Genomic DNA, 25,472 nt, shown 5'->3' with positions numbered 1-25,472 from the left:
ATAAGAGGTAGCGATGAAAACAGAGTTAGTTGAATATTCCCATGAAGATGCAACACTTGAAGCATTTATTGCTTACGATGATACCAATCAAGAAAAACGCCCGGGTGTTTTGATTTTTCATGCTTGGCGTGGGCGAGATGACTTTGTTTGTGATAAGGCGAAGTGGGTGGCAGAACTCGGACTTGTAGGATGCGCTTTAGACGTGTATGGGAAGGGAGTTCTTGGAAGTGGACCAGAAGTCAATGCTAAGCTTATGGAACCATTTATGACAGACCGCACTTTATTGCGAAATCGGATGCAAGCAGGACTTCAAGTGGCGCGCAATCACCCGATGGTCGACACCAGTCGTCTTGGAGCGATTGGGTTTTGTTTTGGTGGGCTTTGCGCTTTAGACCTCGCACGCAGTGGAGCACCTCTCAAAGGCGTTGTCAGTTTTCACGGTCTACTTATGGCTCCAGAAGGAATAAAGAATCCTCCCATCAAAGCAAAAGTTCTAGCTTTGCATGGTCATGATGATCCAATGGTTCCCCCTGAGCAAGTTCTAGCCTTTGAAAAAGAGATGACCGAAGCCGGAGTGGATTGGCAAGTTCATGTCTACGGGCAAACGGTTCATGCATTTACAAATCCAGCTGCAAACGATCCAGACATGGGCACTGTGTACTCCCCTGTTGCTGAAAAAAGAGCCTTGGAGACCATGTGCAATTTCTTTAGAGATGTGCTTTAATTTAGTTTGTCTTTGATGACGTCAAACAGAGCATTGTCGTGGCGGAAAGGACCTAGAGAAGCGTTTCTTTCGGCAGCTTCCCAATATTCAATGGGCAAGTTGCAAGTTCCTAACTCGTAATCCATTCTATCCCAGCAATCTTCTCGAAAAGAGTAAAAGGCCCAATGCCAACCATAGTTATCGAAGATTTGAATAAGATCTGAAAGATAATTTTGCGCCCCTTTTGAAGCACGATCACAACCAAACTCACCCACTAATATTTGTCGAGATGGAATCTGGTGCTTTTCTTGCCACTCTACAATTGGTTTCAAAAAAAGGTTGAGAGTCTCATATTCCCAATTAAAAAAGTTGGGGACAGGAGGCAAATTAGTTTCAGAATTTCCAATACTTATAGGAATGATTCCTGGGTAGGAAAAGCGTCCTTTATTGATTTTTCTTGTGGTATATGAGTAGGGTTCGTACATATGAAATGAGTAGAGTACTTTTTCATCTTCAATCGGTGTCAGGTAGCTAATAGCCCAAGGAGTAGCATACATGCCTGTATCCAAGATAATTGGAGTTGCCCTGTCCACTTGACGAATAGCTTCGACCAGATCTCTGTAGAAAAGATTAAGGTCGGCTAAAGTTTCTTTAATCGAAGAGTGCCATTTTTGGAAATCAATCTGACTAAAATCTTCATGTCCAAATAGCTTCTCTGGATGTGGCTCGTTTAAAATGTTATAACCAACTACTGCTTGGTGGTCTTTTAAAAGTTCTGCTAAGGATGTCCAAAACTCAATGGCTTGTTGACGATATTTCTCTTCTTTCCAAATACGCAGGTCATCTTCAGCTTGATTGTTTTGCGCCCATCGAGATCCAGGTAATGAAAGAAGCGTAACAACAATCTTAACATCATTAGATAAAGCATCGTCTAAGACCGACTTAAGCATCTTAAAATCTTGCTCATTTATTGAAGTGAATTTGTCAGCGTTACCAATTAAAAAATCTCTCTCTTCACACTTCCATTTATCTGGGGCCAATCGTGCAAATTGTATTCCAATTCTCTTTGCGTCAGTAAACCATTCGCTCGAAGGGTTTTGATTAAAGAAGTTTGCTCCTTTACGTTGAGTTTCCCAGTAGTCAATTTTGCTTATAGAAGCAAAACCGAGGCTGTTCATAACACTGGTTAGCAAGTTGAATGCAAGAATGAATTGAAACCTATTCATCTTAAAGAGTTTTGTGATGAGCTCAATGAAATGGCTAATATGAATTTTCACTTACCAAAAGTAGGTCATTGTTAAAACAGCTGCAATAAAGTCACTGGAGTTACGGCCTGTGATTGTAAACCAGACTCCTGCTAAGAAACCCATGTACTCAGTCGGGTTGTATTCAATCGCTGGTGCGCAGCTTAGGTTATCACTTGAAGGAGCTCCAACTGATGCAACAGCTCCAGTTGCGGTTCGCCCTTTGTGACCCGAAAATGTGGAGTGGTTTTGATAGGTATAGACTAAGTCGATCGCGAGAACCCAGTGTTGGGTGAAGCTAAGTTCGACTGAAGTGTCAATGGCAATGCTGTTTCCAGGGCGCACTTTCCCATGTGTTCCATATCCACCGCCATAAGCGTTGAATCCCTGAACATAGACGAGGGTTGGAATTGTATAGTTGAAAGAAGCGCGGAAGCTAAACGGGTGTGTTGACACCCACCAAATGACTTTCGTGATGTTAAACGAAAGAGTCGTAGAGTAAGAACCCGTTCCGGTCGCTTGGATGCCAGCTTTAGCCGGATTGAGCTTTTCATACTTTCCAGTTGGAATATTTTCAGTCACAGTGACTCGAAGAGCTGGCCGGTAGGGTTGCTCACGCATGAGCTGAATCCCTAATTCAAGCTGTGTGTCCCCCCAGTTACCAGAGCTTTGACCACCTTGCCAGTTTTGCTCACCATTGAAGGTCGCAGTGAAGTCAAGCCAATTAAACAGACCCATTTGAAAAATAAAGGACCCTTTGAGTTGCCAGATGTCGGTGATATTAACTGAGCGGCGATTGTTGTTGAACTCTGCGAAAGTGCACGTGAAGAAGATGTAAGGCTGGATATTGAAGTGGCCTGGAGGAACGTTATGCGCTGAGGGAGTCAACAACGGTCCAGCGTAGTAGGGGTTGAACATTTTTTTAGCGATTTCAAAGTCCATTTGTGCCTGAGCAAGCTCTTTATCAATTTGTGGAATATCGGCACGAGTTGGATATTCATGAGCTGGAGGGGTAGGGGTAGACTGCGCATGGATAAAAGAGGATGTCAAAAGAAGCAAAAAGAGCAATGCGGATGGAAGCTTTTTTTTCATTTCAGGTGCCGGGGTTGTGTTTTTGGCTACAAAAAAAAGTATATTACCCATAAAAGGAAAATATACTAAAGAAAAAATGCATGAGGCGAAAAAAATGCAAGATATCAGCGGCGTTGGAGGTACGGGTGGTGAAAAGCCATTAACTCCTGAAGAAACGCAACATTTACAAGACGACTATCAAAAAAGCTTTGAGCTTTTTGAAAATGCTCTCAAAGAGTACAGCAAGCCGAATGTCGAATATCACAAGAAACAGCAGCTCAAAAAAGTCATGGACGAGGCATTGGATGTCATGAATAAAACAGCCCATGCAGGTTTGAAAGAAGGGAAGCTTTCTCAAGAACAAGCCCTCGCCGATGATTATAAAGCTTATATCAAAGAGCCCAATGATGCTAACCAACAAAAGCTGTTAGCTGACCTCGAAGCTTTGAAGTCATAAAATTGCTTTAAAGGGAGGAGCTCAAAATCCCTTGCAATTAGCTCCTTTGGGCGGTTATCATAGCTGCCATGCAAAAAAACATTTCACGCTTTCAGCATCGCGGCAATAAGATGCACTTTATCAGCCTTGGCTGTCCTCGAAACCTAGTCGATACCGAGGTCATGCTCGGCATTCTTCTCAAAGCTGGTTATGAAATCATCCCTCATCTTGAAGAAGCCGATCATATCATTATTAATACTTGTGGCTTTCTTGAAGCTTCGAGGGAAGAGTCTCTCGGAACAGTCGAAGAGGCAATTGAAGGACGCAAAAAGGGTGCTCGTGTGATTGTGACAGGTTGCATGGTGCAAACGCACGAAATGGAAATCAAAAAATATTATCCAAATGTGGATTATTTTTTGGGTTCGGGTGATGTCGAAAATATCTTGAAAGCTGTCAAAGAACCGACTCATGGTAGCCATGTGACTGATGCACGTAGTTACTTAGAGGCAGGAGAAGTGCCGCGTCAAATCTCCACTCCAAATCACTTTGCTTACTTAAAAATTGCCGAAGGATGTCGGAAACGGTGCGCTTATTGCATCATCCCGACGATTAAAGGGCCTTTAAAGAGCAAACCTGTCGATCGGATCTTGAAAGAGTTTCGACTGCTCCGTGAGCAAGGTGTGCAAGAAATCATTCTGATTGCTCAAGATTTGGGAGATTGGGGAAAAGATCATGGCTATAAACGGTCAGAGGGATTGATTCATGTTTTGCAAGAAATTCTGAAAGAAGAAGGTGATTTTTGGCTCCGTCTTCTCTATCTTTACCCTGATGAAATCACACTCCCACTCATTAAGCTGATGAAAAGCGATCCGCGCATTTGCCCTTACCTCGACATGCCCATTCAACATGTGAATAACACCATTTTAAAGGCAATGCATCGAGCGACTTCCAAAGAGCAAATCATTGAAACGCTTCAGTGGCTTCGCATGGAGATTCCAGACATTTCAGTTCGAACAAGTTTGATTGTGGGATTTCCGGGTGAGACAGACAAGCAGTTCCAAGAACTTGTCGAGTTTGTTCAACAATATCCTCTTGATCAAGTAGGTATTTTTCAATACTCTCAAGAGCCTGGCTCCGTTGCCGCTTCGCTTCCTAACCAAGTTCCAGAAGATGTCAAAAAGAAACGACAACAACGCCTTGCAAAAGTGCAGCAAAAGGTCGTTGATCAGCTGCTCAAAAAACAAGTGGGAAAAACATTAGAAGTGGTGGTCGAAGGGTACCATCCAGAAACCGATCTACTCATGGTCGGGCGTCATCGGGGGCAATGTCCCGATATCGACGGAATCGTTATTTTAAATGATACCGAGGCTGTCGATGCCTTTGGAGAGCGGTATCTCGTCGAAATCACCGATGTTGCTGGGTATGACCTTGTTGGGACAGTCTTGAGTCGTGCTGCAGCGCTTGTTTAAAAGATTTTAAAAATTTTAGTGACTTGCCAAAAAATACAAAACGCGGATAATACCGGGCATCTCCACGCATGAGGTGAAATGATGGATATTTTTATTGAAACGACTCCGGTCTTCTCAGAGAAGACACGCTCTTTTTGTAAGTCACTATTGCAAGTTGTATTAGGCAGCTTTTTTCTTGCCCTTTGTGCGAAAGTGACCATTCCAATGCAACCTGTTCCTTTATCGCTTCAAACACTCGGTGTTTTTATCTTAGCGATGATGATTGGTGGAAGAAATGCAGGCTTAGCCGGACTTCTTTACCTAGTTCAGGCTACTGTTGGCCTTCCTGTTTTAGCATCTGGCGCTAACCCTCTTTGGATTTTTGGTCCAACTGCTGGTTACCTTGTTGCATTTCCTATTGCATCTTACGTAATTGGAACGCTTGTAGAAAAGAAAAGTGACTCATCACTTTGGGTGATGTTTTCGATTTTCTGTGGCCAATTGATCATTTACGCTCTTGGAGCCCTATTTCTCTCTAGACTAATTGGAATGAAAATGGCTCTGAGTTTGGGAGTTCTTCCCTTTATCCCACTTGCTGGGTTTAAATTGATTTTAGCGACATCAATGAGCGGACTTTATTTGCGCTTTAAGAAGAAGTTTGCATAATCCGGAAGTATGGGTATAGATCCTAAACTTCTCAGAAATGAAGGGCATCCCCCTCGTGTGGGGATCTCATCAATGGTTCTTAAAGAAGGAAAAATCCTTCTCGGACGCCGGAAGGGGTCTCATGGTGCTGGTGCATGGTCCACTCCTGGTGGCCATCTCGAGTATGGTGAGACTGTTGAAGTTTGCGCAACTCGAGAGCTTTTAGAAGAAACGAGTTTGAAAGCCCTTTCGCTAATGCCCGGTCCCTACACCAACGACGTGATTGCTCCAGATGGCAAGCACTACATCACATTATTTGTCTTCATTACAAATTTTGAAGGAAGCCCAATCTGTTGTGAACCAGAAAAATGTGAGGGTTGGTTCTGGTTTACTTTAGATGCGCTTCCCTCACCACTTTTAACACCGCTCACAACTCTGATCGATGAATTTGGGGTGGGCCGATTGGACGCACTTAGCCGGGAAAACCCTTTGGACTGCAAAGAAAGTCAACAGGCCAAGAATTCCCAAGTAAATTCCTGGGGCTCCGACCCATCCAGTTATCTGATACAGCCACAAGCTAAGCGCACAGGCTCCCCCTCCAAAGAGTTGTGACCCTACTGCTGTTGCAAGCGAAATCAATGTATATCTAAATTCTTTTGGCACAAGCTCTACTGCCCAAGCGTAAAGAGGAGCAGAAAATCCCACTCCTAAAATCACAAAGATCACCCGAACGATGGTAACTGTTAGACCGCCTGCATGACTTAATGCATGAAACAGGGGAAAACTCATCGTTGCTGTCAGGATGAGGAAAAAGGTGATCGTTTTTTGGTACGAAATACGCATGGCGATGTAACCAAAAACGGGGAGCAACAGTAAATCTAAAACGAGAATCGACGTTCCAATCCAAACCGAATCGGTTTGAGACAGTTGCGACACAAAGGGAAGGTATCCATTCAGAAGTGTTGTCGCACTTTCGTAAATGGCATAAGAAAAACCCATTCCCAAACAAAGAGTGAGAAAAAGCCGTTTTTGTTGCCAGATTAGGGGCAAGGTAGAGGGAGCTTTTTTTCTGAGGATGAAATCTTCCTGGATGAAGAGACGTAAGCCTAAGCCAACAAAAGCAGTTGTTGCGCCAGCAAAGTACAGGTAGCGCCACGCTTTTTCAATGACTCCAAACTGCGCAAGTAGTGTGACAGAAAGCGATGCAATCAAAATACCGAGAACGCAAGAGCAATCGTAGAGACTACTGAAGAGACTTCTCTTTTTTGGGTCACAGTGTTCTAAAATAAGTAGCGCTCCACCGGTTACTTCACCAGCTGCGAAAAAGTTTTGCATCAGTCTTGCAAGGGTAAGTAACAGCGGCGCAAGCCATCCTACTTGAGAGTAGGTGGGTAAAAGGCCCATGAAAAAGGTCACGGCAGCCATTCCCATGAGTGTGATAGTCAGAGTTTTTTTTCTTCCTTGTTGGTCGCCCATCTTTCCAAAGACGAGTGCTCCTAAGGGGCGGGAAAGGATCCCGAGTGGCATGATCCCAAAAGTGAGAATCAACGAGAGAAGAGGTGATTCTGACTTAAAGAAAATCGGCGCCAAAAAGGGCGCTAAAAAAGCGAATAAAAATTTATCGTAATGTTCAAAGAGATTACCGACGGAGGCGGCAACAAAATAGGTGGGTTTTTTCATCTTGACACTCCCTACGCTAGTATTGTCTAGATCAGGTAATAAGGGTTGGACCCTGTGTCCTTTCAGCCATAAATGGCACCCCTGTGTTTGTTAGATATTTAAGTTAACATAGAAGCTATGACTTGCTCAAGTCGAAACTTAAGTGATGACTTAGGGATGCTTAGATAGATTTTTCTTTTTCCCACTTTGCCAGGAAGAAGTTTACCGCATACTTGATGAAAGTAGGGATAAACTTCTTCCTGGCAAAGTGGGAAAAAGAAAAATCTTAGATGAGTGTGCGTAGGTCATCACTTGAGTTTGAAGTCATGGAATTGAATGAGATCTCCTATGATGTCAGGACGCTTTGCTTCAGTCGCAAACCCAGTGCTTAGTAGCTTTCTCACCATTTCATGTGGGGTAATGCGGTGAAGACGTCTTGAAGGGTTGATGGGATGCTCAAGTTTTGGAGCTTCTTGGTCTTTAGGCGCTTTCTTGGATTTATTCCAGTCCTCTTGGACTTCATGTTGCAACTGCATGAAGCATTGCATGACTGACTTTGTCGCGAATTCAGAGCAGACACTCTCTTTTCCAAATTCAACTTTCTTAAGAAGATCCTTTTTAAAAGGATTATAACGTAGCCCAAACCCCGTTAAAAGGCGACGATGTGATGGGTTGAATAAGTGCTCGTAGGGTTTGGTGTTTTTGAAATAAGCCTGAAGTTTATGTTGAAACTTTGCTTCAAGTGCCTGTTGCCAGTTTTTACCGTAAAGCTGCTCGAGTTGAGAGCGCGTTTCTTCACTTCCAGCAAGTTTGTCGTAATTGAATTCCATTGTTTTAAAGGTGCGACTGTAGAGTGTTCGGCGCGACTGTCGGAAACGGGCTCAGATATCAGCTTCAATATCCTGTCCTTTTTCATTTCTGTAGCCAACAGAAGCGTGAAATAAGGGCGTTCTGAAGAGCGTTTTAAAGACGACTTTATCAAAAAGTTTGGTCCAGTATCTCCGTTTTGCTTCAAAGTTGTGAATGTCGTAAAAAATGAGTGTTCCCCCCTTGGAGTGAGGAGCTTGTCTTTCAGCAATGTTGTGGACCTGGTTGATAAAGTTTGCTGTTCGATTGATTTTTCGTGAGAGAGCTCCTAGTGGTGTATCTTTTGAAAGATTAATCCCCATCGCTTTAAATTGACGCACTATAGGGGTCAGCTTTGCCATGTCTTCCATCACGATCAGGTCTTTATGGGTAAGTTTTTCAGTCTCTTGAAGCGTTCCCTCCATTCCACCTTTTCGGAGCATTGGTTGGATCTTTTTCACCTTTTCAAAAGCATGTTCAAAAGCTGCAACGGGCCTTGTCTTGTAAGAAAAAGTCGCAAGAGTATCTAAGACCTTTCTATCGATGAGTGAGTCATCATGGAGTTGAGAGCGGAAGGAAATAAGCGCTTGGTTAAGCTTTTGGTTGCCAATGGTTCCTTCGATGAATTGACGCGTTTCCCCGGTTGGAGAAGCGCCTGAAGAAAGAGCTTTAAGATGAACCAAGTCTGACGAAGTGAGTCCCGATCGCTTAGCGAGCTTTTCAAAAATATACTTTATGTTTGCAGTCTTTTCTGAAGAGGTCGGGATGGCTTGCATCGCAGGTAGGACGGCAGCGAGGTCGTAGTTCCGGAGGCCAATCAGTGAAAAGAGGGCGCGGACAGCGCGATTTAAAAAATGATTTTGCTCAAAGTGGACCTGGTTTTGCGTGTCGACATAGGCCCAAGCTTTTTGACTATCTGTCGCAGATAATATCCCCATAATTATTCCTTCCATCGATAACGATTTGGAATAATTATAAACTAAATTAATTTAATTATAAATAATAACTAAATGTTTAATTCTATTAAAATAGTAGTAATAAAATCTTTTCTTTTACTTTCTGATTGAGTCAAAGCTTCGCGCACGTCAGATGGTGTGTTTTCACGAAGTAGGGCAGAAGGGCGGACTTCAAAATGGACTCCGCTAAGGAGGGCGATTCCTTGTCCAATTTTGCAAGAAATGATGGCGGCTTCATTATTGAAGTCAGCGTAAGTTCCAAGGATTTTAACAGGATGAGTTTCTGCTTCCGCAAAGTAACATCCTCCGTTGTAGTATAGTGGAACAAGCTCCTCTTCGACTCGGATGGAAGGAGCGTGAGCCCCGCTTTCTGATCCGTAAGCAAAAGGTCGCGTGGGAAAAAGGGTTCCTACAGCAGATCCAGGAAAAAATTGTAGGTCGCGCGATTCGTGTACTTCTAAATCGGTTCCCTTCTCAAAAATGACCTCTCTTGCTGCAAAGTACGCTCCTGCGCAAATGCCCAAAAACTTGCCACCGTTTTCGACAAAGCGTTGGATGTTATCGGTCCCTTTCCCTTTCAGAAGTCGGTCATATGGAATGTCTCTGCCACCTGGGATGATGAGAAGGTCTGCTTGCTCGATCCAGTTTCCGAGCGCGATAAAGGGATGTGTGATTGGCTCTACTGTTGCATGAGGCAATAGCTCACGAAAAGTCGCAAGGGTTTCTTGAAGCGAAAAGGTGCTGACGCCTTCATCGGCATAAATCAAAATATTCATTCGAAGATTCTTTGGAAGTCGAGGGTTTCTCCAGCTAAAACGTAGGCGACAGAGGGAATCTTTTCGGTTTTTTTCATAAGAGTTTTAAAGTAGTTTTCGTAAGCGGCGCGAGACTCGTGGAGTTTTGGAGCGCGGAGTCCAAGAAATGTCAAGTTGGCTTCCGTGGAATAGTCGGCGATATGGGAGTAGAAGTCGTCTGTTTCATCGAGATAGGGTTTGAAGCAGAGGTTTTTGAAACGCAAGACTTGGTGGTATTTACTGAAGAGTTTTGTCATATGCGAGCGAGCTGCTTCATTGGGCACGAGTGTTTTAATCCAAATGGTCGCACCTAAGTAAGATTTATCGCTTTGCATGATATGGGCAAGAGCTAAACTGAGCTCAAAGTTGGTGTGGTACTTTCCTCCCCACCAAAGATCGATCTGTTTATCTTTTTTCTCTTCACGGAAGGCAACATTGTCTTCGTCGATTTTGAGTAAGATGATGTTTTTTTGCAGTTTAAATGACTCGATGATGAGTTCACAAAACGACGAAAATTTTCCAGGATCAGAAGGGGCTTTTAAAATGATGGTATTGGGTTGCAAGGGGCCAAGGCCATAATTTTGAACAATTTGGTGATTTCCAATGGTCGTTTCATCGTGGGCATTGATGTGGTAGAAGCAAGCAATGTCTTTCTTTTCGAAATACTCTGCAAAGGCTTGTCTGACAGTACCGACATTTTGCCCATTTCCCTTGAGCGTGGTTCCATACGTTAAAAACCCTTTAGCTTGGTTGAGTGTGTGGGCAAAGTGAATGGTGTTGGATTCCTTCAGGGAGGGATCCACAATCGCCAAAATATTAGGGCGCCAGCTTTTGGGGTTTTTCTTGATGTGAACGAGCTTGTTTGTGGCTGTTGAGGCGAAGAAAGAAAAGATGCTGTAGCGGATATCATCCCAGTTCCCTTTGAGCTTCCGCTTGGTTGTCCAAAAGCACAGTGCTCCGACTAAGAAGATCACGATGAAACTCGCTCCGGCGTTGATCATGAACATGCTCATCAAACAGGCAGTCGTTCCAAAAAGGGAAATAAGAGGATGGGTACGGAACAAGGGGCGCCAGCTGGGGTTTTTGAGCAGCGACTCAAAAAAGGCGACAAAATTGAGGAGCCCATAGGTCATGAGGCAAACCATAGAAAGGATCGGGAGGAGGTGGTTCATGTCTGTTAAAACAATCATCAGCGTGGCGATCGAGATGATCATCAAGCTGGCACTGCGGGGATGGTTGGCTTTGCCATAGCCTTTCGATAGAAAGGAGGGCAAAATCTTATCTTTAGCTAATGCTTGCAGTGTCCGTGGTGCAGTGAGGAGTCCACCAAGAGCGCTTGAAAGAGTGGCTCCCCAAACTCCTAATACAAATAAGATGCTGTATTTCGAGACATAGCGAATGATCAAGGGGTGTGAACGAAGAAGGTCGGCAGAAACTTGAGAGGAGAGAAAGAGGCACAAGCTCGCATAAACAAGGTAGGCTGTTAATACAGAGGCGAGGGATCCAAGGGCAAGTGAGCGAGATGGGTTTTTTAAATCGCCTGACATCGCCATGCCCGACTCAATTCCCGTTGCAGCAGGGAAGAAGAGAGCAAAAGCGGGCCAAAAAGAAAGGGCTGTCAAGGATGGAAGAGGAGTCACATCTGCAGGAATTTGACTTCCGCTGCCCATAAAGACCGAGACAATGGCGGATAAAACGATGATATAAATCAGTCCTTGAGTTTTCAGCGCAAAATCAACTGGAAAAGAGGACACAATGGCAAGGGCTAAAATGGTGCAGAGCTCGATTGATGTGAGTGAGTAATGAGGCAGAATTTCTTTGAGCGAAATGGCAAATCCCGAAACACAAACTGCAATTGTGGTGAGCTGGGCGACGGACAAGAGAATGCCAATTGCACTTCCGAACTCCATCCCTAAGGAACGGGAAATGATATAGTAGGAGCCGCCATTTCCAACCCGCATGTTGGTGACAATCGAAGTCAGTGAAAGGCTGGTCACAAAGAGAATGGTAGACGACATCAAGATGATCAGACTCATTTTCCAGGGGCCGACATAGCCGGTGATCCACCCTAGGCGCATAAAGAGAATGACTCCTAGCATTTGAAGCACGCTAGGTAGATAAACTCCAGAAAAAGTTCCTAACCCATCTCCTTTGACCCGAGTTGTTTCAGGAAACCACTCTGTAAAAGGGCGTTTGATTGCGTCTAATATAGCCATACCCAAAAATCCATAAATGACATAAAAGAGATTATAACCAACTAGGGATAATATGGAAAAGGCCACTTTTGCTGCAGGCTGTTTTTGGCACGTTCAAAAAGTTTTTGACCAGTTAGACGGGGTTGAAAGCACCCGTGTGGGATACACTGGAGGAGAGGTTCCCAATCCGACCTATGAGCAGGTTTGTCAGGGCGATACAGGTCATGCCGAAGCGATTGAAGTTCTTTTTGATCCAAAAAAAATTTCTTACGCATCTCTGCTCGATGTATTTTGGACGATGCATGACCCAACGACTCTCAACCGGCAGGGACCAGATATTGGTCGTCAGTACCGTTCGGCGATTTTCACTCATTCCGCTGCTCAGCGGGAAGTCGCTGAACACTCGATGCGGGATGCCCGAGGGCGATTTGAAGCTCCGATTGTCACAGAAATCACTTCTGTCTCAAACTTCTATGAAGCTGAGGCTTACCATCAAAAGTATTTCGAGAAGAAGGGGCTTGCATAATCGAACTGTTTAAGAACTGTAGCCGTATGCTTTAGAAGTCTGTATTAATATTGCTTTTCCCAACTGTCCATGTCGTTTTCGGGTTGATAGGGTTCAGAATAATTTTCTGCTCCTTCACTGTCTATTCCAATTGACCGTCGTTTTTCAAAATAGTCGAACGAGCGTCTTCCAGCATCAACTATCAGACCGATTCCAATTCCTTGTGTGACGATTCCTGGAACGATGCACATAAGAGAACCTCCTAGAGCTTCACAAAAAGCGCCGGCTAGTTCGTCAGGGATTTCAAAGTTTGGGTCTAAGGATCCCTGATAATTAATAGATTTTGCTGTGATGGTGTTTCCAAGTTTATTTGCTCTTTCAAATTGCAAGGTGATTGCTTTAAATATTCCTAAAAACTGTTGTTTCTGTTCCTGAGGGTAGTTCATCTGGGGAAGAAGATCTTTAAAGCAGTCATAAGCCTCTCTCCACGAAGGTTTATACCCATACTTTTCTTCTAGTTTTGAACGAAAAACCTCAGCAAATTCGATCACATGTTTAATCTTGGCCACATAATGAGGGTTTGCGAAAAAATTCTGGATTGCTTCCTCGTTTCCATCTTCGATGAGCTAGACGAGGTAATCGATGTTATATTGTCTTGCTACAAGTTTTAGATTAGATGAAATGGACAGGAGGGTTATCGCACAAAAAAGTAGATACTTCACTTGAGTCCTACGAGTAGTAGATATAAGGCAAAGCAACCTACAGATAAGCTAAGCCAGATTTTTACATGTTTTTTCTTCTTCCAAGCCTCATGGAAATATCTGATCGCTAGATACAAAATAAAGCCACAGCCAAAACTCAGAAAAAGAGCTTTTAAGAGATTTAGTCCTATTCCGGTAAGGTAGCATAAAAAAGTTGGACTTAAGTTCATCACATCCTCGCCAAAAAACAACAAATATGTTGCAAAAAAGCTTTTTTAAGATCAACTTTTCGTGTGCTATAGACGTTAAGACCGCATGTGTTAGAACATTGTGACCTTTTTTAGTAACTTGACATTCTCTTTTTCTTTCCGATGACGTAGTCAAAACTGACTTTGCCAGGACCAGAAAAGAAGAGCCAAAAGAAAATCAAGGCGTAGAGAACTTCCGGAAGATAGAAGAAGTTTTCGACGAGTAAAAGTCCACCATGCATGGCAACAGCTGCAATCCGTTCAGTCACGATAGCAGTGACCATGACGATTAAGAGTACCAGTGCTGAAAGGGAGGTGAGAAGTCCAATCAGGATGAGGGCACCACCTAGAAGTTCGATTAGGGGAACAAAGTAAGAGTTGAACTCTGGGAACGGAATGTTCGCTGAAATCATCGTCTTTAAAAGTTTTTCGTGCTGCTCAGCATCAAAAAGCTTAAAGAAACCCGAAAGAATAAAAAAGATTCCGATGCCAATACGTGTCACAAAAATGGGTAGCCACACTACCTGACGTTTGTAATGTCCAAGTTTGGAAAAAAAATCATGCATGTTTCTATCTCACTTTTCTTCTTTATTTTCTCAATAGAGAGTTAAGGATTTTTCATGCAACAAAGAAGTTGATTTCATTCGCACTGATCTGTAACGTATGTGATCTAATCGGAACTGAAATGAGAAAATAAATGAAACAACTCACGTGCTTTTTTCTGCTTTGCTGCAGTTTTGTTTTTGGCAGTTATACTGTTGAAGATTCAGTCATTAAAATTTATCGAACGCGTAATACATATGATTATGAATCTCCTTGGAGCTCACCATTCCAAGAAAAGACAAGTGGGTCTGGCTTTATCATTTCAGGAAATCGGATTTTAACGAATGCCCATGTGGTGTCTGATTCGGCTTTTATACAGGTGAAAAAAGCCCACGATTCAGAAAAGTATTTAGCTGAAGTGGAGTGGCTTGGCCATGATTGTGACTTAGCGATTCTCACGGTTCCTGATGAGATGTTTTTTAGTGAGACGCATCCGCTTGAAATTGCAACAGAAATTGCTCCTGTTCAGGCAGAGGTTAAAGTCTTAGGCTATCCTTTTGGGGGAGCAGATCTATCTGTAACTCGAGGCATCATTTCTAGAACCGAAGTCTGTCACTATTATTTCAGTCGAAATTCTCTACTCTGCTCTCAAATCGACGCTCCCCTCAATCCGGGGAATAGTGGAGGACCTGTAATGGAAAACGGGAAAGTTGTGGGTGTTGCACATCAGGCCATTCTCTTTGGGCAAAATCTCGGTTATATGATTCCAATTCCCATCATTCGTCATTTTTTAAAAGAAGTTGATGAAGGTAAATATCACGGCTTCCCTAAGGGAGGCGTCCGTTTTCAAACAATGGAAAATCCCGCTCTTCGCTCGTTTTATCAAATGGATAAAGAGACGACAGGAGTTTTGCTCACTTTGGTGAATGAAACCTCATTTTTTCACGATCAACTCTATCCGGGCGATATTCTCTTAGCGATCGATGGGGTTTCGATTGCAAATGATGGAACGATTGATTTTGAATCCCGCAAAAGGGTTTCTTTGTCGCATCTCTTTTCGATCAAGTACTATGACGAATTCATCGATTTAGAAATTTTGCGTGATGGAGAGAGGCTCACACTTTCAGTTCACTTAGAAAGCGACATGGCAGCGCAGGATTTGGTTGGTGAGATCCAATTCAACAAGCGCCCAACTTACTACACAGTTGGTGGGCTTGTCTTTCAGCCCCTAACTATCAACTACTTAATTCATGCGTTTGATCAAGATTCTCCCCCTCTCAATCTTCTTTATTATTTAAAGCACGGTAAGATATCAGAAGACCGTTCTCAAGTGGTGGTATTGACTCGGATTTTACCTGATTCTGTCAACGTCGGTTACCAAAAAATCACCGATGAGGTGGTCTCATCTGTCAATGGAATGAAGATCCGCAACATGCAAAACTTGATCGATGCTTTCGAAAAGAGTACAGGGCCTTACATCCACGTAACTTTAGAAACAGATGTTGAAATCGTCTTGGATCGAGATCATGTTTTTGATCGCAATACAAAAGTGCTTAGCAATTATTTAATTCCTCAGGACCGATCAGAAGATTTAAGATGAGAAAGTTTTTAGTCTTTATTTGCTTCACTACGTCTCTTCTTGCTGCTGACTACCGTTTTTCTGGAACAGCTCAGGAAAGACATGAAGAGATGATGGAGCATTATGATGAGACGAAAAAACAACCTGGGATTTGGCAGCGGAAGTACCTCACAGGAGATTGGAAAGGTGGACGTTCAAAGTTGGCGCGAGATGGTGTGACAATCGGTTCGACCTATGTTGCAGATATCTTAGGAAATCCTGTGGGAGGAAATGCCCATGGATTTGCCTTTGCTGGGTCACTTGGAGTGGATATGAATATCGACTTTGGTGCGTTTTCCACTTTAGAAGGACTGGAACTTTATACTTCTGTTGTGGCACGAACGGGCACGAATTTGAGTGCGAAGAAAATTGGGAACCAATTCTATGTGGCTCAAGTTTATGGGGGACAAAACATTCGCTATAACGAGCTTTATCTCCGATTGACTTTACTTTCTGGCTATATCTTGATGAAAGCAGGACGTCTTGATGGGGGAAATGACTTTTTGCAGTCAGAGCTCTATTACAAGTATGTGAACAATGGCTTTGATGGAAACCCCGTCTCGATTTTCCTGAACACCCCCTCCTTCGTTGCATATCCAAATGCGACTTGGGGGTTCCTGTTACAGTTTTATACCTATAAGCGGCTCCTTGCAAAGTTTGCGATCTATGTCGCGGAACCCGATGTGATTCAAAACAGCTATCATGGGTTTAACTGGACGTTTGATGGCAAAGATGGGGCCTTACTCATGACCGAATGGTCTTATCAGGTGAATCGTCTTAAAGGGGATACGGGTTACCCCGGAAACTACCGCGTAGGTTTCTACTATGTGACCGATCAGAAGGGACCTAAGTTTAAAGGCGGAAAATACCATGGGGATTGGGGGTACTACTTCCTACTCGATCAAATGGTTTATCGTCATGGGGAAACAGACCGCGGTTTGACCCCTTTTGTAGCGTTGCTTTTTGCTCCCAAAGATCGAAACATCTTGCCCTTCTACATGACAGCAGGGCTTGTCTACAAAGGGCTTTTTGCCAAGCGCCCTCAAGATTATACCAATATTGGAGTCATCTACGGAAAGTACAGCTCCGATATGCGCGCAGCACAAGAGCTTGCTAAGCGGACCAAGATGCTCGGGCCTTTTGGCAACCGCCCACAAAATTTTGAGGCGGTCATCGAACTTAACCATTGGTTTCAGGTGAATCAGTGGTTTCAAATTGTTCCTGATATCCAATACATCATTAATCCAAAGGGCTTTGGAAATATCCCAGATGCTCTCGTTGTCGGTGCCCAAGTCGGCGTTATCTTTTAATCCAAGCGTTAATTCTTTTTGGCATGAGCATTGAATAAGGCCATGATTGCTTCTTTGTTTTTACTCCGTTCAACTAATATTTTTGGAGTGATGCCTTCTTTATCTTTAGCATGAATGTCTGAACCAGCTTTCAGTAAAACTTCGATAGCTTTTTCATAACCGAAGCATACAGCAAGGCAAAGAGCTGTCCAATCACTGTTATCTCTAGCATGAATATCTGAGCCAGCTTTCAGTAAAACCTCAATGGCTTTTACATGTCCCTGTTCTGCAGCCATATGAAGTGGGGTGTAACCATCGATATTTGTTGCGTGAATATCTGAACCAGCTTTTAACAAGACCTCAATTGCATTGATATGACCTTTATATGCAGCAAAATGCAAAGGAGTGTTATCGCGGTTATTTTTTGCATGAATATCTGAGCTAGCGTTGAGTAAAGTTGTGATAGATGTATCATTTCCATTTATTGCAGCAAGATGGAGGGCTGTTTGTTCATATTCGTCCCTATCATTAACGTCCTTAAGACCATAAAGTGCTTGTTTTAAGTCTTCAGAGGAAATGTTTTCTTCATTAGTATCATGAGAGGACTCTGTTTCTTTTTGGCCTTTTTCTTTCCAAATTGTATATCCCATGTAAGTTGCAAAACTACTGAGACAGAGCTTGAAGGCTTTAGAAGCATCAAAGTTTACTGATATTCGACCAAATAATGGCCCTGCAATCAGCCTTGTTGTCGCAAAATAAGCGAGTGCTAAAGTTGCGAGGGCAATCAGGGTTTTGTTTTGGAGGTTTTCCTCGAGTGAGGTTGTATAAAAAGTTGCTGTTTCAACTGCAGATAGGGACGTGCCAAGGAGTGCACTATATATAGCTCCTTCTTTGACTATGATTGGAAAAATGGCTTTTGAAAGGAGAGTTCCACTGCAGAGCTGAAGTCCAATCGACACAGCGTACGTTTGATAGTTTTTGTAGTCAAAATTCATCTTTTTAATTTCCTCCAGAATTTATGACGTTCGATTATAAGGTAGGGCTAAGATTAAAGCAATCATTCTGGAAAAAATGTATCAAAAAAATTATTAGCACTAAATCTTTCCCCTGACAGTTCATAAAAATTGATAATAACTATATTTTTATTTATTATTAATTATTTTGTTTAGTTTCTAATTAATATCTAATTTATTACAATTGTGATCATGTTAATATCATTTCTAATTTATTTTGGTGAGGTTTAAAATAATGAGTACAGAATCACAAGGGATTCAAGCGAGTCAATCTTTGTCAGGTTGGATGATTGACAAGATGACAGATTGGCGCAATGAAGAAAGCTCTTGGTTCGCATCTTTTTGCAAAAGGGTGACAACAGAGGTGGGGTACGGCCTTGCCTCTCTCGTAGGAACCGTTGAAACAGTTGGCAAATGTGCTCTTGGAATTTTCCTTTCACTGTTCAGTTTACTTCTGCCTGAAAAGGCGCGCCAAGCTGTATTTGACGAAGCAGCTGGTCCACTCCTCGATAGCGCCATTCTTTCAGCATGCAGCACTGTTTTATCGGTGACGAGCTTTGTTGAAAATTTCTTTGTCGATAATATCGATCTTCAAGCGCACTTCAACACTCTATTTGGCTGGATTCCCTTTGAAGAAGCGTAAACCTTGATGTATTTTGGATGGAGGCATGGGCCCCCCATCCAAAATATACCCATGATTAAGATTAGTACAATAGATATAAAGCTGCTTTTCCCCAAATTTAGGATTCGCAATAAATAGCATAAGTAAAATAAAATCAATGATTTAAATTTTTTATCTAAGTATTGCGGTTAAATCTTATTTATAATAAAAAAAGTTAAAATGTTTTATTTATTAAATAATTAATGGTGGTTTGTGAATATTAAACTTTTCAAGGTTGTTTTTTTCTGTTTCTTCATCTGTAACGCCTTCTCTACCAGTTCAGTAGAAGCTCGGACGATTACGTTAGAAGGAAAGGGGTCTTACTTCCTTTCGACGAATCATAGGTTCCGTTCTATCTATGGAGGTGCCGGACTTTACCGAATAGAAACTAATATTCAAATTTGGAATGACTTATACGCATGGGCTAATGCAGGGTATATGTATGCTAGTGGTGATTCGAGCAGAGGAAATCATACCCATTTACATCTTGTGCCAGTTAGCGGTGGCGTGAGTTATTTTTGGAAAGTAGGCTCTGTTTCACCGTATGTTGGTGTGGGGCCAATCCTTGCCTATTCACATATTTCTAATCATGCCACAGGGGTTACCCGTAACCAAGATGGTTTTGGCGGTGGGTTTGTTGTTAAAACAGGGGCTAACTTCTATTTTTATCAATCTTTATTCGTGGACGTTTTTACAGACTATTCATTTATTCGGGTTGCTTACCATCATAGTGACAAGAGGACGACTCATCATAAAGGCGATCTAAGTGGATTTAACTTTGGCCTTGGCCTCGGCTATCGTTTTTAGTTTATGGGGTAATGACTATTGTTGCAGAGTCGCTTACTGAGCCATTCACATCGATGACTTCAATCATGTATTCATCACTGGCTTTTCTTTTGCGATTGTGGTCAACGTATTTCATTGCGGTCGCAGGTAGTTCTGCAATCAAAGAATAGGAGTCTCCATCTTTTCTATAGACACGAAATCCTTGGATATTTTGAGGGTCTTCAATTGACCAGCTGATAACGTTGTAATAATCAGTTTCAGTAAGAAAACTATCCTTTTTCCTTATCCCACTAATTTCTAAGTTATTAATGACTGCAAACGCAATCGTATGAAGTTCATCAACCGTGGGAAGAGAACCGATTAGGTCTCCAGTGTTAATATCAATAATATAGAGATTTCTAGGGTTATCGTTTTTCCAATCGCCTATTGCCCAAAATTCCCATGTTTCTTGATTAAATTTGCCGTGGTGCGCAATGTCTGTTGGAACGCTATAGGTTCCGACTTGAGTTGCTAGGCCATCAACCAAGCTAATGGTATAAATAGGTGATGGTGGTGGTGGGAAGACTTGGTTGAGTAAGTATAGGGTACCTGATTGATCAAAGTCTAGACTCTGTCCTCTGGTACTTATGCCTGCCTCTCCGACTTTAATAAAAGTTCCAGTATCTTTATCTACAGTGACTAAGTCATCTTGCGGGCCTGGGCGCCATTCTTGCCAACCATATAACTGCCCACTTGCATCACAGGTAAGGCACACGATTGGTTGTACCCAATTAGTGCCAATAGGCGTTCCTGCGCCTGTTGTTTGGTCTATGATGACAAGACCTCGAGGAAAGTTTGGATCATTCGTAGAAGTTGTTCCGTACAGATTGCCAGTTGAAGGGTCAAAAGCAAGCCCATTTAGTCGGTAGCCAATCTCTCCAATTGTTTCTTTCAATCCACCTGTTGTTTGATCTAAAATTACAAGAGTTGTGGTTCCAGGGTTTACTCCCCCCTCGCCAACTGAGCCATACAAAATTTGTTTTCCTGCCAAGGCGGGAAAATATAAGAATAAGAAGCATGGCAGAAGTGTTTTGAGTACTGTTAATCGCAGTCTAGATAATGTGAATCCCATTCTATTAATCCCTTTGATGTTGTTTGCTAGATAGTGTCGACACAAGTTGCCCAATCTTTAATCGACGCCTCTAGAAAGGTTCTTCTTGGCCTTCCAGAATCAGTCGTTTTGAACGTTTCTTTCATGAGCGAGTTCTTGGGCGAAGTCCTCTAAACAAAAAAATAGTATTTAATAAAAAGATTTTTTTCAAGAGGTGCAAAAATAGAAGGAGACGTTAGCCTCAGTGTAAACTTAGAAAATTCTTGCTTCAGTCACATGCCTTCTCTAATGTGAAAATTATGAAGTCAAAGCACCTCAATGTTTTTTTTCTCGCGATGATGAACGTGGCAGTTGTCATGAGTTTGCGTGGATTGCCTATGATGGCCAAAGAGGGGTTCACTCTCCTTTTTTATTTGGCTTTTTCGGCGCTCATTTTTTTGATTCCGACCTCACTTGTCTCTGCTGAACTGGCCACGGGGTGGCCCAAAGGAGGTGGAGTCTATAGTTGGGTCAAAGAAGCTTTTGGGGATCATGCCGGATTCAGTGCTATTTGGTTGCAGTGGATTCAAAATGTGATTTGGTATCCGACCATTTTGGCATTTGCAGCGGGAGCTCTTGCTTACTTTTTTTTAAGCCCAGAGCTTGCGACGAATAAATGGTTCAATATCGCTGTGATTCTCATTGCTTATTGGGGCGCGACACTGATCAACTTTCGAGGAATTGTTGCGTCGGGATGGCTCAGTACCCTTGGGGTGATTTGTGGGACGTTTTTTCCCGGGGCTTTAATCATTTTGCTTGGAATCATTTGGATATTGCAAGGAAAACCTCTTGCTTTTGCAACGGGTGAAGTGCATTTCTTCCCCGACTTGAGTCACTTTCAAAACGTTGCATTTTTAGCTGGGGTTGTCTTGCTTTTTGCGGGGATGGAGGTTTCAGCTGTTCATGCTAATGAAGTGAAAGATCCGAAGAGAGATTATCCCAAGGCAATCTTTTTAGCGGCAGTACTCATTCTTCTAGTCTTCACCTTTGGGGCAGTTGCCATTGCAGCTATTTTACCTGAATCTCAAATCAGTTTAACTGCAGGGTTGATGCAGGCCTTTAAGCATCTTTTAGAAACGTTTGGGTTAAGTTGGCTTCTTCCAATTATGGGTTTTTTGGTGGCTTTTGGAACGATTGGAGGAGTGGGGGCATGGATTGTTGGGCCTAGTAAAGGGTTGTTTGCGACGGCAAAAGAAGGGGACATTCCTCCGATTTTGGAATCAACAAATCGACATGGAGTGCCTGTTCATATTTTGGTCATTCAGGGGATCATTGTGACCCTTCTCAGTCTTGTCTTTCTTTTCATGCCAACAGTTAACTCTGCATTTTTTCTTCTCACTGCTTTGACGGCTATTTTGTATCTCATCATGTATGTTTTGCTTTATGCAGCTGCCATCCGCTTAAGGTATACGCAGCCAGACGTGGAACGCTCTTACAAGGTGCCGGGGGGAAACTTTGGGATGTGGTGTGTTGCGGGGCTTGGTCTTGTAGGAGCCCTCTTTGCCATGGTCGTTGGGTTTTTTCCGCCAAAGCAACTGGCGATTGGGAGTCCTTCGTTTTATGTGACATTTCTCATCATCGGGATGCTGATTTTTTGTTTAGCTCCCGTGATCATGATTCATTTTCGAAAACCTTCGTGGAAACTTAAAGGTAAGTGATGCTTTCAAAGAAAAAACGGTTAGATCAAGTTAAAGTGTCCGAAAAAGAGCACAGTTCAACTTATAGCTCGCGCTATTTTAGCCAGTCGATTCCAAAATTAGAAATTCCTGAAAAAAGCATGCCGGCTAATGCAGCGTACCAACTCATCCATGATGAACTCAACATGGATGCCAATCCGGCACTCAACTTGGCGAGCTTTGTCACCACTTGGATGGAACCTGAAGCACAAAAACTCATTACCGAAAATCTTCACAAAAACTTTATTGATCATGATGAGTATCCACAAACAGAAGTGATTCACGAAAGATGTGTCAACATGATGGCACGTCTTTTTAATGCTCCAGAAGATTGCAATTCGATTGGAACGGCAACGATTGGGTCTTCAGAAGCGATCATGCTAGGACTTCTTGCTCATAAATGGGTTTGGAAAAGACGCGCCAAGCCTGGAGCGGTTCCAAACATCGTCTTTGGAGCTGAAGTGCATGTCTGTTGGGAAAAATTTGCACGGTACTTTGATGTCGAAATGCGCATTATTCCCTTAGACAAGGGAAGGTACACGATCACAACCGAAAGTGTGGAAGAGCGAATTGATGAAAACACCATTTGTGTTGGGGCCATTCTTGGAACGACCTATTCAGGGCAGGCTGATCCGATCCAAGAAATCAACGCACTCTTACTCCGCATCAAAAAAGAAAAAGGGTGGGATATTCCCCTCCATATCGATGCTGCCAGCGGGGGATTTGTTGTGCCGTTTACTAATCCTGATTTTGTTTGGGACTTCCGTCTTGAGCAGGTCAAGTCGATCAACGTTTCAGGTCATAAATACGGTCTTGTCTATCCAGGAATCGGCTGGGTTCTCTGGAGAGATGAGTCAGATTTTCCGGAAGAGCTTGTTTTCAAGGTCGACTATCTTGGTGGTTGGATGCCGACTTATACCTTGAACTTCTCTTGTAATGGAGCATTTGTACTTGCGCAGTACTACAACTTTCTCCGCTTAGGACGAGAAGGGTACACCCAAATCATGAATAACTGCGTTGAAAATGCTCAATATCTTGGGAAGATGCTTGCAGAGTCGGGCAAGTTTGAAATGATTAACCAGGCCAAGATGCTTCCCATTGTTGCTATGAAACTCAAAGACGAAATAAAGGGGTATTCAGTCTATGATATTTCGAGCAAGCTACGAGAAAGGGGATGGGTGGTAGCGGCTTACACCATGCCACCTAATGCGGAGGAGATTGCTCTCCTGAGGGTCGTTGTGCGAGAACATTTTAGTCGCGACATGGCTGAGATTCTCTATGATGACATCATGCATGTATGTGAAAGGCTAGAGAGCAAAGAGTCTTTGGCGGAAAAGGTTTCTAAGGAAAAACCACACCCTATTTGCTAGGAAATCGATGTCCTAAGATTTAGAGTAGCCACAAAATCTACATGAGGAATCCTCATCCGAGTTCGTACTTCCACATTTCGGACAGTACCAATACTCCATAGAGAATGATATGCAATTCGAGTTCATGTCCGTGTAAGAAAAATCACACCAATTGCACACAATCAAGCACGAGAGAATTGTAAATATTGAAACCAAATTAAGGATACTCCTTTTTTTTGTATTAGCTCAGATTTTTGGGATTTTTGAAAGCACAATTTTTACGCACAAAGAATTTATAGAAAAAAAGAGTTTTTTCTGTAACACTGACTCTTTTTCCACAAGGAGGGAATGTGAAAAAGTATTTTTTAGCATTTATGTTGCTTGGTTTATGCGTCTTTTTCGCTACCTTTTTTATATCTAAGCCAAAACATAAATCAGGAAAAGTTCTAAGAATAGCCCTTCCTAGCGATGTGTCAACTCTCCACTTTTCCTCAAGTGCAAAAGGTTGCTCAATTAATTCTTCCCATGTCATGAACCTTCTTTTCGAAGGTCTGACGCGAAGAGATGAAAATGATGTTCCCAAACTTGCAGTTGCTAAGAAAGGTGACGTTTCTGAAGACATGAAAACTTATGTTTTTCATCTTAAAGATTGCTATTGGAGCGATGGGATTAAAGTCACAGCATATGACTTCGAGTATGCCTGGAGAAAAGTGATTGATCCTTATGCTGAAGTTAGCATCCAAACGCCTTTTTTTTTATTACCCCATTAAAAATGCAAAAAAGTGTTTTGCAGAAGAGATTTCATGTTCTTGTGTGGGAATTCATGTTCAAGATGAAAAAACTCTAGTTGTTGAGTTAGAGTATCCAACTCCCTATCTTTTGGAGTTGATGGCTTCTCCTCAATTTTTTCCAGCACCTTCTCACATTGCAAAAAGCGATCCTGAGTGGGCCACAAAACCAGGGATTGTTTGCAATGGTCCTTACACCTTAGAAAAATGGCGCATGAACTCTGAATTGCTTCTTTCAAAAAACACTGCCTACTGGGATAAAAGTCATGTTTACATTGATAATATAGAAATATACGTGATGCCCCATAGTGCAACTGTCCTGAGCATGTATCAGTTAGGCGAGTTAGACTGGGTAGGATCCCCCTTTATGAGGGTGTCTCATGATATTTCTTACAAGCTTTTAACAGAGCTACATGAGGATGCCTTGGTTTATTGGCTGGCATTTAATACCGAAAAACCGATCCTGAATCACCCGAAATTTCGAAAGGCTCTTTCCTATGCGATTGATAGAAAAAGTATCACAGACAATGTCTTTTACCAATCAGCAACCCCTCTAATGGCAGCGTTGCCTTCTTCTATGAGCCTTAAGGAAATGCCTTACTTTCAAGATAATAATCAGGAGCTTGCAAAGCAATATTTACAGGAGGCTTTAGAGGAATTAGAGCTTTCTTTAGAGGATCTGCCTATCATTTATTTAGGTTATGTTGCTGATTTAGAAATACATCATCGCACAACACAAGCAATTCAAGATCAATGGCGATCTGTTTTGGGAATAACGAATATTCAGTTACATCCCGTTGAATACAATGTCTATTTTGACGATGTAACAATAGGAAATTACGACATAGGATTCATGGGATGGGCTTCACATGTCAATGATCCTCTTTTTATTTTAAATTCCTTTAAGAACAAGTCAGAATTGATCAATAAAACAAATTGGGAAAACAATGAATTTCAATGTTTACTTGATATTTCGGAGTATTCTGCCTCAAAAAAAGCGAGGAACTGTCTTCTTTCTGAAGCTGAATCTATCTTGATGGATGAAATGCCAATCATTCCTATTTGCTCAATGAAAAAGCGGTTTGCAAAAAATCCTAAGCTTAAGGGTGTCAATATTTCAAATTTACAATCCGTAGATTTTAAATCTGCATATTTTGAAGATTAATCAA

General features: G+C 42.4%; 26 protein-coding genes, 1 pseudogene and 1 riboswitch. Of the genes and pseudogenes, 14 read left to right on the top strand and 13 right to left on the bottom strand.

Annotation, left to right across the window (positions count from 1 at the left end; genetic code table 11):
- The first annotated feature begins 13 nt into the window (after positions 1-13).
- Positions 14-724, top strand: coding sequence for a dienelactone hydrolase family protein (locus ACOOFG_RS08980; protein WP_420421137.1), 711 nt, complete (start codon positions 14-16; stop codon positions 722-724).
- Here the strand turns inward: ACOOFG_RS08980 and ACOOFG_RS08975 are convergent.
- Both ACOOFG_RS08975 and ACOOFG_RS08970 read right to left on the bottom strand, forming a co-directional pair.
- Positions 721-1,881, bottom strand: a complete 1,161-nt coding sequence (locus ACOOFG_RS08975) for a glycoside hydrolase family 5 protein (RefSeq protein ID WP_420421136.1) — start codon at positions 1,879-1,881, stop codon at positions 721-723. The two genes, ACOOFG_RS08980 and ACOOFG_RS08975, sit on opposite strands and share 4 nt — an antisense overlap.
- 99 nt (positions 1,882-1,980) lie before the next feature.
- Positions 1,981-3,039, bottom strand: a complete 1,059-nt coding sequence (locus ACOOFG_RS08970; RefSeq protein ID WP_420421135.1) for a transporter — start codon at positions 3,037-3,039, stop codon at positions 1,981-1,983.
- Positions 3,040-3,061: 22 nt separating this feature from the next.
- On the opposite strand from ACOOFG_RS08970, the gene ACOOFG_RS08965 reads away from it, so the two are divergent.
- The 4 genes and pseudogenes from ACOOFG_RS08965 to ACOOFG_RS08950 form a co-directional block, all read left to right on the top strand.
- On the top strand, positions 3,062-3,475 hold the full coding sequence (locus ACOOFG_RS08965; RefSeq protein WP_420421134.1) for a hypothetical protein: 414 nt from the start codon (positions 3,062-3,064) through the stop codon (positions 3,473-3,475).
- A gap of 68 nt (positions 3,476-3,543) precedes the next feature.
- The gene (gene rimO / locus ACOOFG_RS08960) at positions 3,544-4,923 is read left to right on the top strand and encodes a 30S ribosomal protein S12 methylthiotransferase RimO (RefSeq protein ID WP_420421133.1); all 1,380 of its coding nucleotides are present in this window, start codon (positions 3,544-3,546) and stop codon (positions 4,921-4,923) included.
- 78 nt (positions 4,924-5,001) lie between these two features.
- Positions 5,002-5,568: a biotin transporter BioY gene (locus tag ACOOFG_RS08955; protein WP_420421132.1), complete on the top strand. Its 567-nt coding sequence runs from the start codon at positions 5,002-5,004 to the stop codon at positions 5,566-5,568.
- A gap of 9 nt (positions 5,569-5,577) precedes the next feature.
- Positions 5,578-5,904, top strand: a pseudogene (locus tag ACOOFG_RS08950) (nucleotide triphosphate diphosphatase NUDT15); the annotation flags it as partial.
- Positions 5,905-5,964: 60 nt separating this feature from the next.
- Here ACOOFG_RS08950 and ACOOFG_RS08945 read toward each other — a convergent pair.
- From ACOOFG_RS08945 to ACOOFG_RS08925, 5 genes are all read right to left on the bottom strand, one after another.
- The gene (locus ACOOFG_RS08945; protein WP_420421131.1) at positions 5,965-7,227 is read right to left on the bottom strand and encodes an MFS transporter; all 1,263 of its coding nucleotides are present in this window, start codon (positions 7,225-7,227) and stop codon (positions 5,965-5,967) included.
- Positions 7,219-7,320: riboswitch (TPP riboswitch) on the bottom strand. Its footprint overlaps the gene before it by 9 nt.
- A 194-nt stretch (positions 7,321-7,514) precedes the next feature.
- A complete protein-coding gene (locus tag ACOOFG_RS08940; RefSeq protein ID WP_420421130.1) occupies positions 7,515-8,036 on the bottom strand; it encodes a hypothetical protein in 522 nt (173 codons plus the stop codon).
- 51 nt (positions 8,037-8,087) lie between these two features.
- Positions 8,088-8,990 (bottom strand): hypothetical protein, encoded by a 903-nt coding sequence (locus ACOOFG_RS08935; protein WP_420421129.1) that lies wholly within the window; start codon positions 8,988-8,990, stop codon positions 8,088-8,090.
- Positions 8,991-9,058: 68 nt separating this feature from the next.
- Complete coding sequence (locus ACOOFG_RS08930; protein ID WP_420421128.1) at positions 9,059-9,784, bottom strand: BPL-N domain-containing protein; 726 nt, start codon at positions 9,782-9,784, stop codon at positions 9,059-9,061.
- Positions 9,781-12,018, bottom strand: coding sequence for a hypothetical protein (locus ACOOFG_RS08925; protein ID WP_420421127.1), 2,238 nt, complete (start codon positions 12,016-12,018; stop codon positions 9,781-9,783). The genes ACOOFG_RS08930 and ACOOFG_RS08925 overlap by 4 nt, the downstream gene beginning before the upstream one ends.
- Positions 12,019-12,070: 52 nt before the next feature.
- Here ACOOFG_RS08925 and msrA point away from each other — a divergent pair, with 52 nt between their 5' ends.
- Positions 12,071-12,523, top strand: coding sequence for a peptide-methionine (S)-S-oxide reductase MsrA (msrA, locus tag ACOOFG_RS08920; protein ID WP_420421126.1), 453 nt, complete (start codon positions 12,071-12,073; stop codon positions 12,521-12,523).
- 44 nt (positions 12,524-12,567) lie between these two features.
- Here msrA and ACOOFG_RS08915 read toward each other — a convergent pair whose 3' ends face one another.
- Both ACOOFG_RS08915 and ACOOFG_RS08910 read right to left on the bottom strand, forming a co-directional pair.
- Positions 12,568-13,071 (bottom strand): hypothetical protein, encoded by a 504-nt coding sequence (locus ACOOFG_RS08915; protein ID WP_420421125.1) that lies wholly within the window; start codon positions 13,069-13,071, stop codon positions 12,568-12,570.
- Positions 13,072-13,543: 472 nt separating this feature from the next.
- The gene (locus ACOOFG_RS08910; RefSeq protein WP_420421124.1) at positions 13,544-14,017 is read right to left on the bottom strand and encodes a DoxX family protein; all 474 of its coding nucleotides are present in this window, start codon (positions 14,015-14,017) and stop codon (positions 13,544-13,546) included.
- A 131-nt stretch (positions 14,018-14,148) separates the two neighbouring features.
- Here ACOOFG_RS08910 and ACOOFG_RS08905 point away from each other — a divergent pair, with 131 nt between their 5' ends.
- Both ACOOFG_RS08905 and ACOOFG_RS08900 read left to right on the top strand, forming a co-directional pair.
- Positions 14,149-15,594 carry a S1C family serine protease gene (locus ACOOFG_RS08905; protein WP_420421123.1) on the top strand — a complete coding sequence of 482 codons (1,446 nt, stop codon included), beginning with the start codon at positions 14,149-14,151 and terminating at the stop codon, positions 15,592-15,594.
- Positions 15,591-16,922 (top strand): carbohydrate porin, encoded by a 1,332-nt coding sequence (locus ACOOFG_RS08900; RefSeq protein WP_420421122.1) that lies wholly within the window; start codon positions 15,591-15,593, stop codon positions 16,920-16,922. The genes ACOOFG_RS08905 and ACOOFG_RS08900 overlap by 4 nt, the downstream gene beginning before the upstream one ends.
- A gap of 8 nt (positions 16,923-16,930) precedes the next feature.
- Here ACOOFG_RS08900 and ACOOFG_RS08895 read toward each other — a convergent pair whose 3' ends face one another.
- On the bottom strand, positions 16,931-17,896 hold the full coding sequence (locus ACOOFG_RS08895; RefSeq protein ID WP_420421121.1) for an ankyrin repeat domain-containing protein: 966 nt from the start codon (positions 17,894-17,896) through the stop codon (positions 16,931-16,933).
- A gap of 253 nt (positions 17,897-18,149) precedes the next feature.
- Between ACOOFG_RS08895 and ACOOFG_RS08890 the strand changes: the two genes are divergently transcribed.
- Both ACOOFG_RS08890 and ACOOFG_RS08885 read left to right on the top strand, forming a co-directional pair.
- Positions 18,150-18,557, top strand: coding sequence for a hypothetical protein (locus ACOOFG_RS08890; RefSeq protein ID WP_420421120.1), 408 nt, complete (start codon positions 18,150-18,152; stop codon positions 18,555-18,557).
- Between the two features lie 231 nt (positions 18,558-18,788).
- A complete protein-coding gene (locus ACOOFG_RS08885) occupies positions 18,789-19,382 on the top strand; it encodes a hypothetical protein (RefSeq protein WP_420421119.1) in 594 nt (197 codons plus the stop codon).
- 1 nt (position 19,383) lies between these two features.
- Here ACOOFG_RS08885 and ACOOFG_RS08880 read toward each other — a convergent pair whose 3' ends face one another.
- The gene (locus ACOOFG_RS08880) at positions 19,384-20,472 is read right to left on the bottom strand and encodes a hypothetical protein (protein ID WP_420421118.1); all 1,089 of its coding nucleotides are present in this window, start codon (positions 20,470-20,472) and stop codon (positions 19,384-19,386) included.
- Positions 20,473-20,750: 278 nt separating this feature from the next.
- Between ACOOFG_RS08880 and ACOOFG_RS08875 the strand changes: the two genes are divergently transcribed.
- Both ACOOFG_RS08875 and ACOOFG_RS08870 read left to right on the top strand, forming a co-directional pair.
- Positions 20,751-22,148: an APC family permease gene (locus tag ACOOFG_RS08875; protein ID WP_420421117.1), complete on the top strand. Its 1,398-nt coding sequence runs from the start codon at positions 20,751-20,753 to the stop codon at positions 22,146-22,148.
- Positions 22,148-23,536: a glutamate decarboxylase gene (locus ACOOFG_RS08870; protein ID WP_420421116.1), complete on the top strand. Its 1,389-nt coding sequence runs from the start codon at positions 22,148-22,150 to the stop codon at positions 23,534-23,536. Before ACOOFG_RS08875 ends, ACOOFG_RS08870 begins: the two co-directional genes overlap by 1 nt.
- Before the next feature lie 12 nt (positions 23,537-23,548).
- On the opposite strand, the gene ACOOFG_RS08865 is transcribed toward ACOOFG_RS08870, so the two are convergent.
- Both ACOOFG_RS08865 and ACOOFG_RS08860 read right to left on the bottom strand, forming a co-directional pair.
- Positions 23,549-23,635: a zinc-ribbon domain-containing protein gene (locus tag ACOOFG_RS08865; RefSeq protein ID WP_420422683.1), complete on the bottom strand. Its 87-nt coding sequence runs from the start codon at positions 23,633-23,635 to the stop codon at positions 23,549-23,551.
- 121 nt (positions 23,636-23,756) lie between these two features.
- Entirely contained in the window at positions 23,757-24,047 is a 291-nt protein-coding gene (locus ACOOFG_RS08860; RefSeq protein WP_420421115.1) for a hypothetical protein, read from the bottom strand.
- Here ACOOFG_RS08860 and ACOOFG_RS08855 point away from each other — a divergent pair.
- Entirely contained in the window at positions 24,046-24,285 is a 240-nt protein-coding gene (locus ACOOFG_RS08855) for an ABC transporter substrate-binding protein (protein ID WP_420421114.1), read from the top strand. The two genes, ACOOFG_RS08860 and ACOOFG_RS08855, sit on opposite strands and share 2 nt — an antisense overlap.
- Positions 24,286-24,328: 43 nt before the next feature.
- Positions 24,329-25,468: a peptide ABC transporter substrate-binding protein gene (locus ACOOFG_RS08850; RefSeq protein WP_420421113.1), complete on the top strand. Its 1,140-nt coding sequence runs from the start codon at positions 24,329-24,331 to the stop codon at positions 25,466-25,468.
- Positions 25,469-25,472 lie beyond the last annotated feature (4 nt).

Origin of the sequence: Simkania sp. (assembly GCF_965215465.1) — a bacterium.
GTDB lineage: Bacteria > Chlamydiota > Chlamydiia > Chlamydiales > Simkaniaceae > Simkania.
This window is presented reverse-complemented; position numbering and strand designations above follow the sequence as displayed.

Coding starts and splice junctions, on each gene's coding strand:
- ACOOFG_RS08970 (WP_420421135.1), bottom strand. CDS start 3,039: ATGAAAAAAAAGCTTCCATCCGCATTGCTCTTTTTGCTTCTTTTGACA.
- ACOOFG_RS08900 (WP_420421122.1), top strand. CDS start 15,591: ATGAGAAAGTTTTTAGTCTTTATTTGCTTCACTACGTCTCTTCTTGCT.
- ACOOFG_RS08910 (WP_420421124.1), bottom strand. CDS start 14,017: ATGCATGATTTTTTTTCCAAACTTGGACATTACAAACGTCAGGTAGTG.
- ACOOFG_RS08855 (WP_420421114.1), top strand. CDS start 24,046: ATGAACCTTCTTTTCGAAGGTCTGACGCGAAGAGATGAAAATGATGTT.
- ACOOFG_RS08935 (WP_420421129.1), bottom strand. CDS start 8,990: ATGGGGATATTATCTGCGACAGATAGTCAAAAAGCTTGGGCCTATGTC.
- ACOOFG_RS08870 (WP_420421116.1), top strand. CDS start 22,148: ATGCTTTCAAAGAAAAAACGGTTAGATCAAGTTAAAGTGTCCGAAAAA.
- ACOOFG_RS08905 (WP_420421123.1), top strand. CDS start 14,149: ATGAAACAACTCACGTGCTTTTTTCTGCTTTGCTGCAGTTTTGTTTTT.
- ACOOFG_RS08860 (WP_420421115.1), bottom strand. CDS start 24,047: ATGACATGGGAAGAATTAATTGAGCAACCTTTTGCACTTGAGGAAAAG.
- ACOOFG_RS08880 (WP_420421118.1), bottom strand. CDS start 20,472: ATGGGATTCACATTATCTAGACTGCGATTAACAGTACTCAAAACACTT.
- ACOOFG_RS08895 (WP_420421121.1), bottom strand. CDS start 17,896: ATGAATTTTGACTACAAAAACTATCAAACGTACGCTGTGTCGATTGGA.
- ACOOFG_RS08925 (WP_420421127.1), bottom strand. CDS start 12,018: ATGGCTATATTAGACGCAATCAAACGCCCTTTTACAGAGTGGTTTCCT.
- ACOOFG_RS08875 (WP_420421117.1), top strand. CDS start 20,751: ATGAAGTCAAAGCACCTCAATGTTTTTTTTCTCGCGATGATGAACGTG.
- ACOOFG_RS08975 (WP_420421136.1), bottom strand. CDS start 1,881: ATGAACAGCCTCGGTTTTGCTTCTATAAGCAAAATTGACTACTGGGAA.
- ACOOFG_RS08940 (WP_420421130.1), bottom strand. CDS start 8,036: ATGGAATTCAATTACGACAAACTTGCTGGAAGTGAAGAAACGCGCTCT.
- ACOOFG_RS08865 (WP_420422683.1), bottom strand. CDS start 23,635: ATGGAGTATTGGTACTGTCCGAAATGTGGAAGTACGAACTCGGATGAG.
- ACOOFG_RS08980 (WP_420421137.1), top strand. CDS start 14: ATGAAAACAGAGTTAGTTGAATATTCCCATGAAGATGCAACACTTGAA.
- ACOOFG_RS08955 (WP_420421132.1), top strand. CDS start 5,002: ATGATGGATATTTTTATTGAAACGACTCCGGTCTTCTCAGAGAAGACA.
- rimO (WP_420421133.1), top strand. CDS start 3,544: ATGCAAAAAAACATTTCACGCTTTCAGCATCGCGGCAATAAGATGCAC.
- msrA (WP_420421126.1), top strand. CDS start 12,071: ATGGAAAAGGCCACTTTTGCTGCAGGCTGTTTTTGGCACGTTCAAAAA.
- ACOOFG_RS08930 (WP_420421128.1), bottom strand. CDS start 9,784: ATGAATATTTTGATTTATGCCGATGAAGGCGTCAGCACCTTTTCGCTT.
- ACOOFG_RS08890 (WP_420421120.1), top strand. CDS start 18,150: ATGAGTACAGAATCACAAGGGATTCAAGCGAGTCAATCTTTGTCAGGT.
- ACOOFG_RS08945 (WP_420421131.1), bottom strand. CDS start 7,227: ATGAAAAAACCCACCTATTTTGTTGCCGCCTCCGTCGGTAATCTCTTT.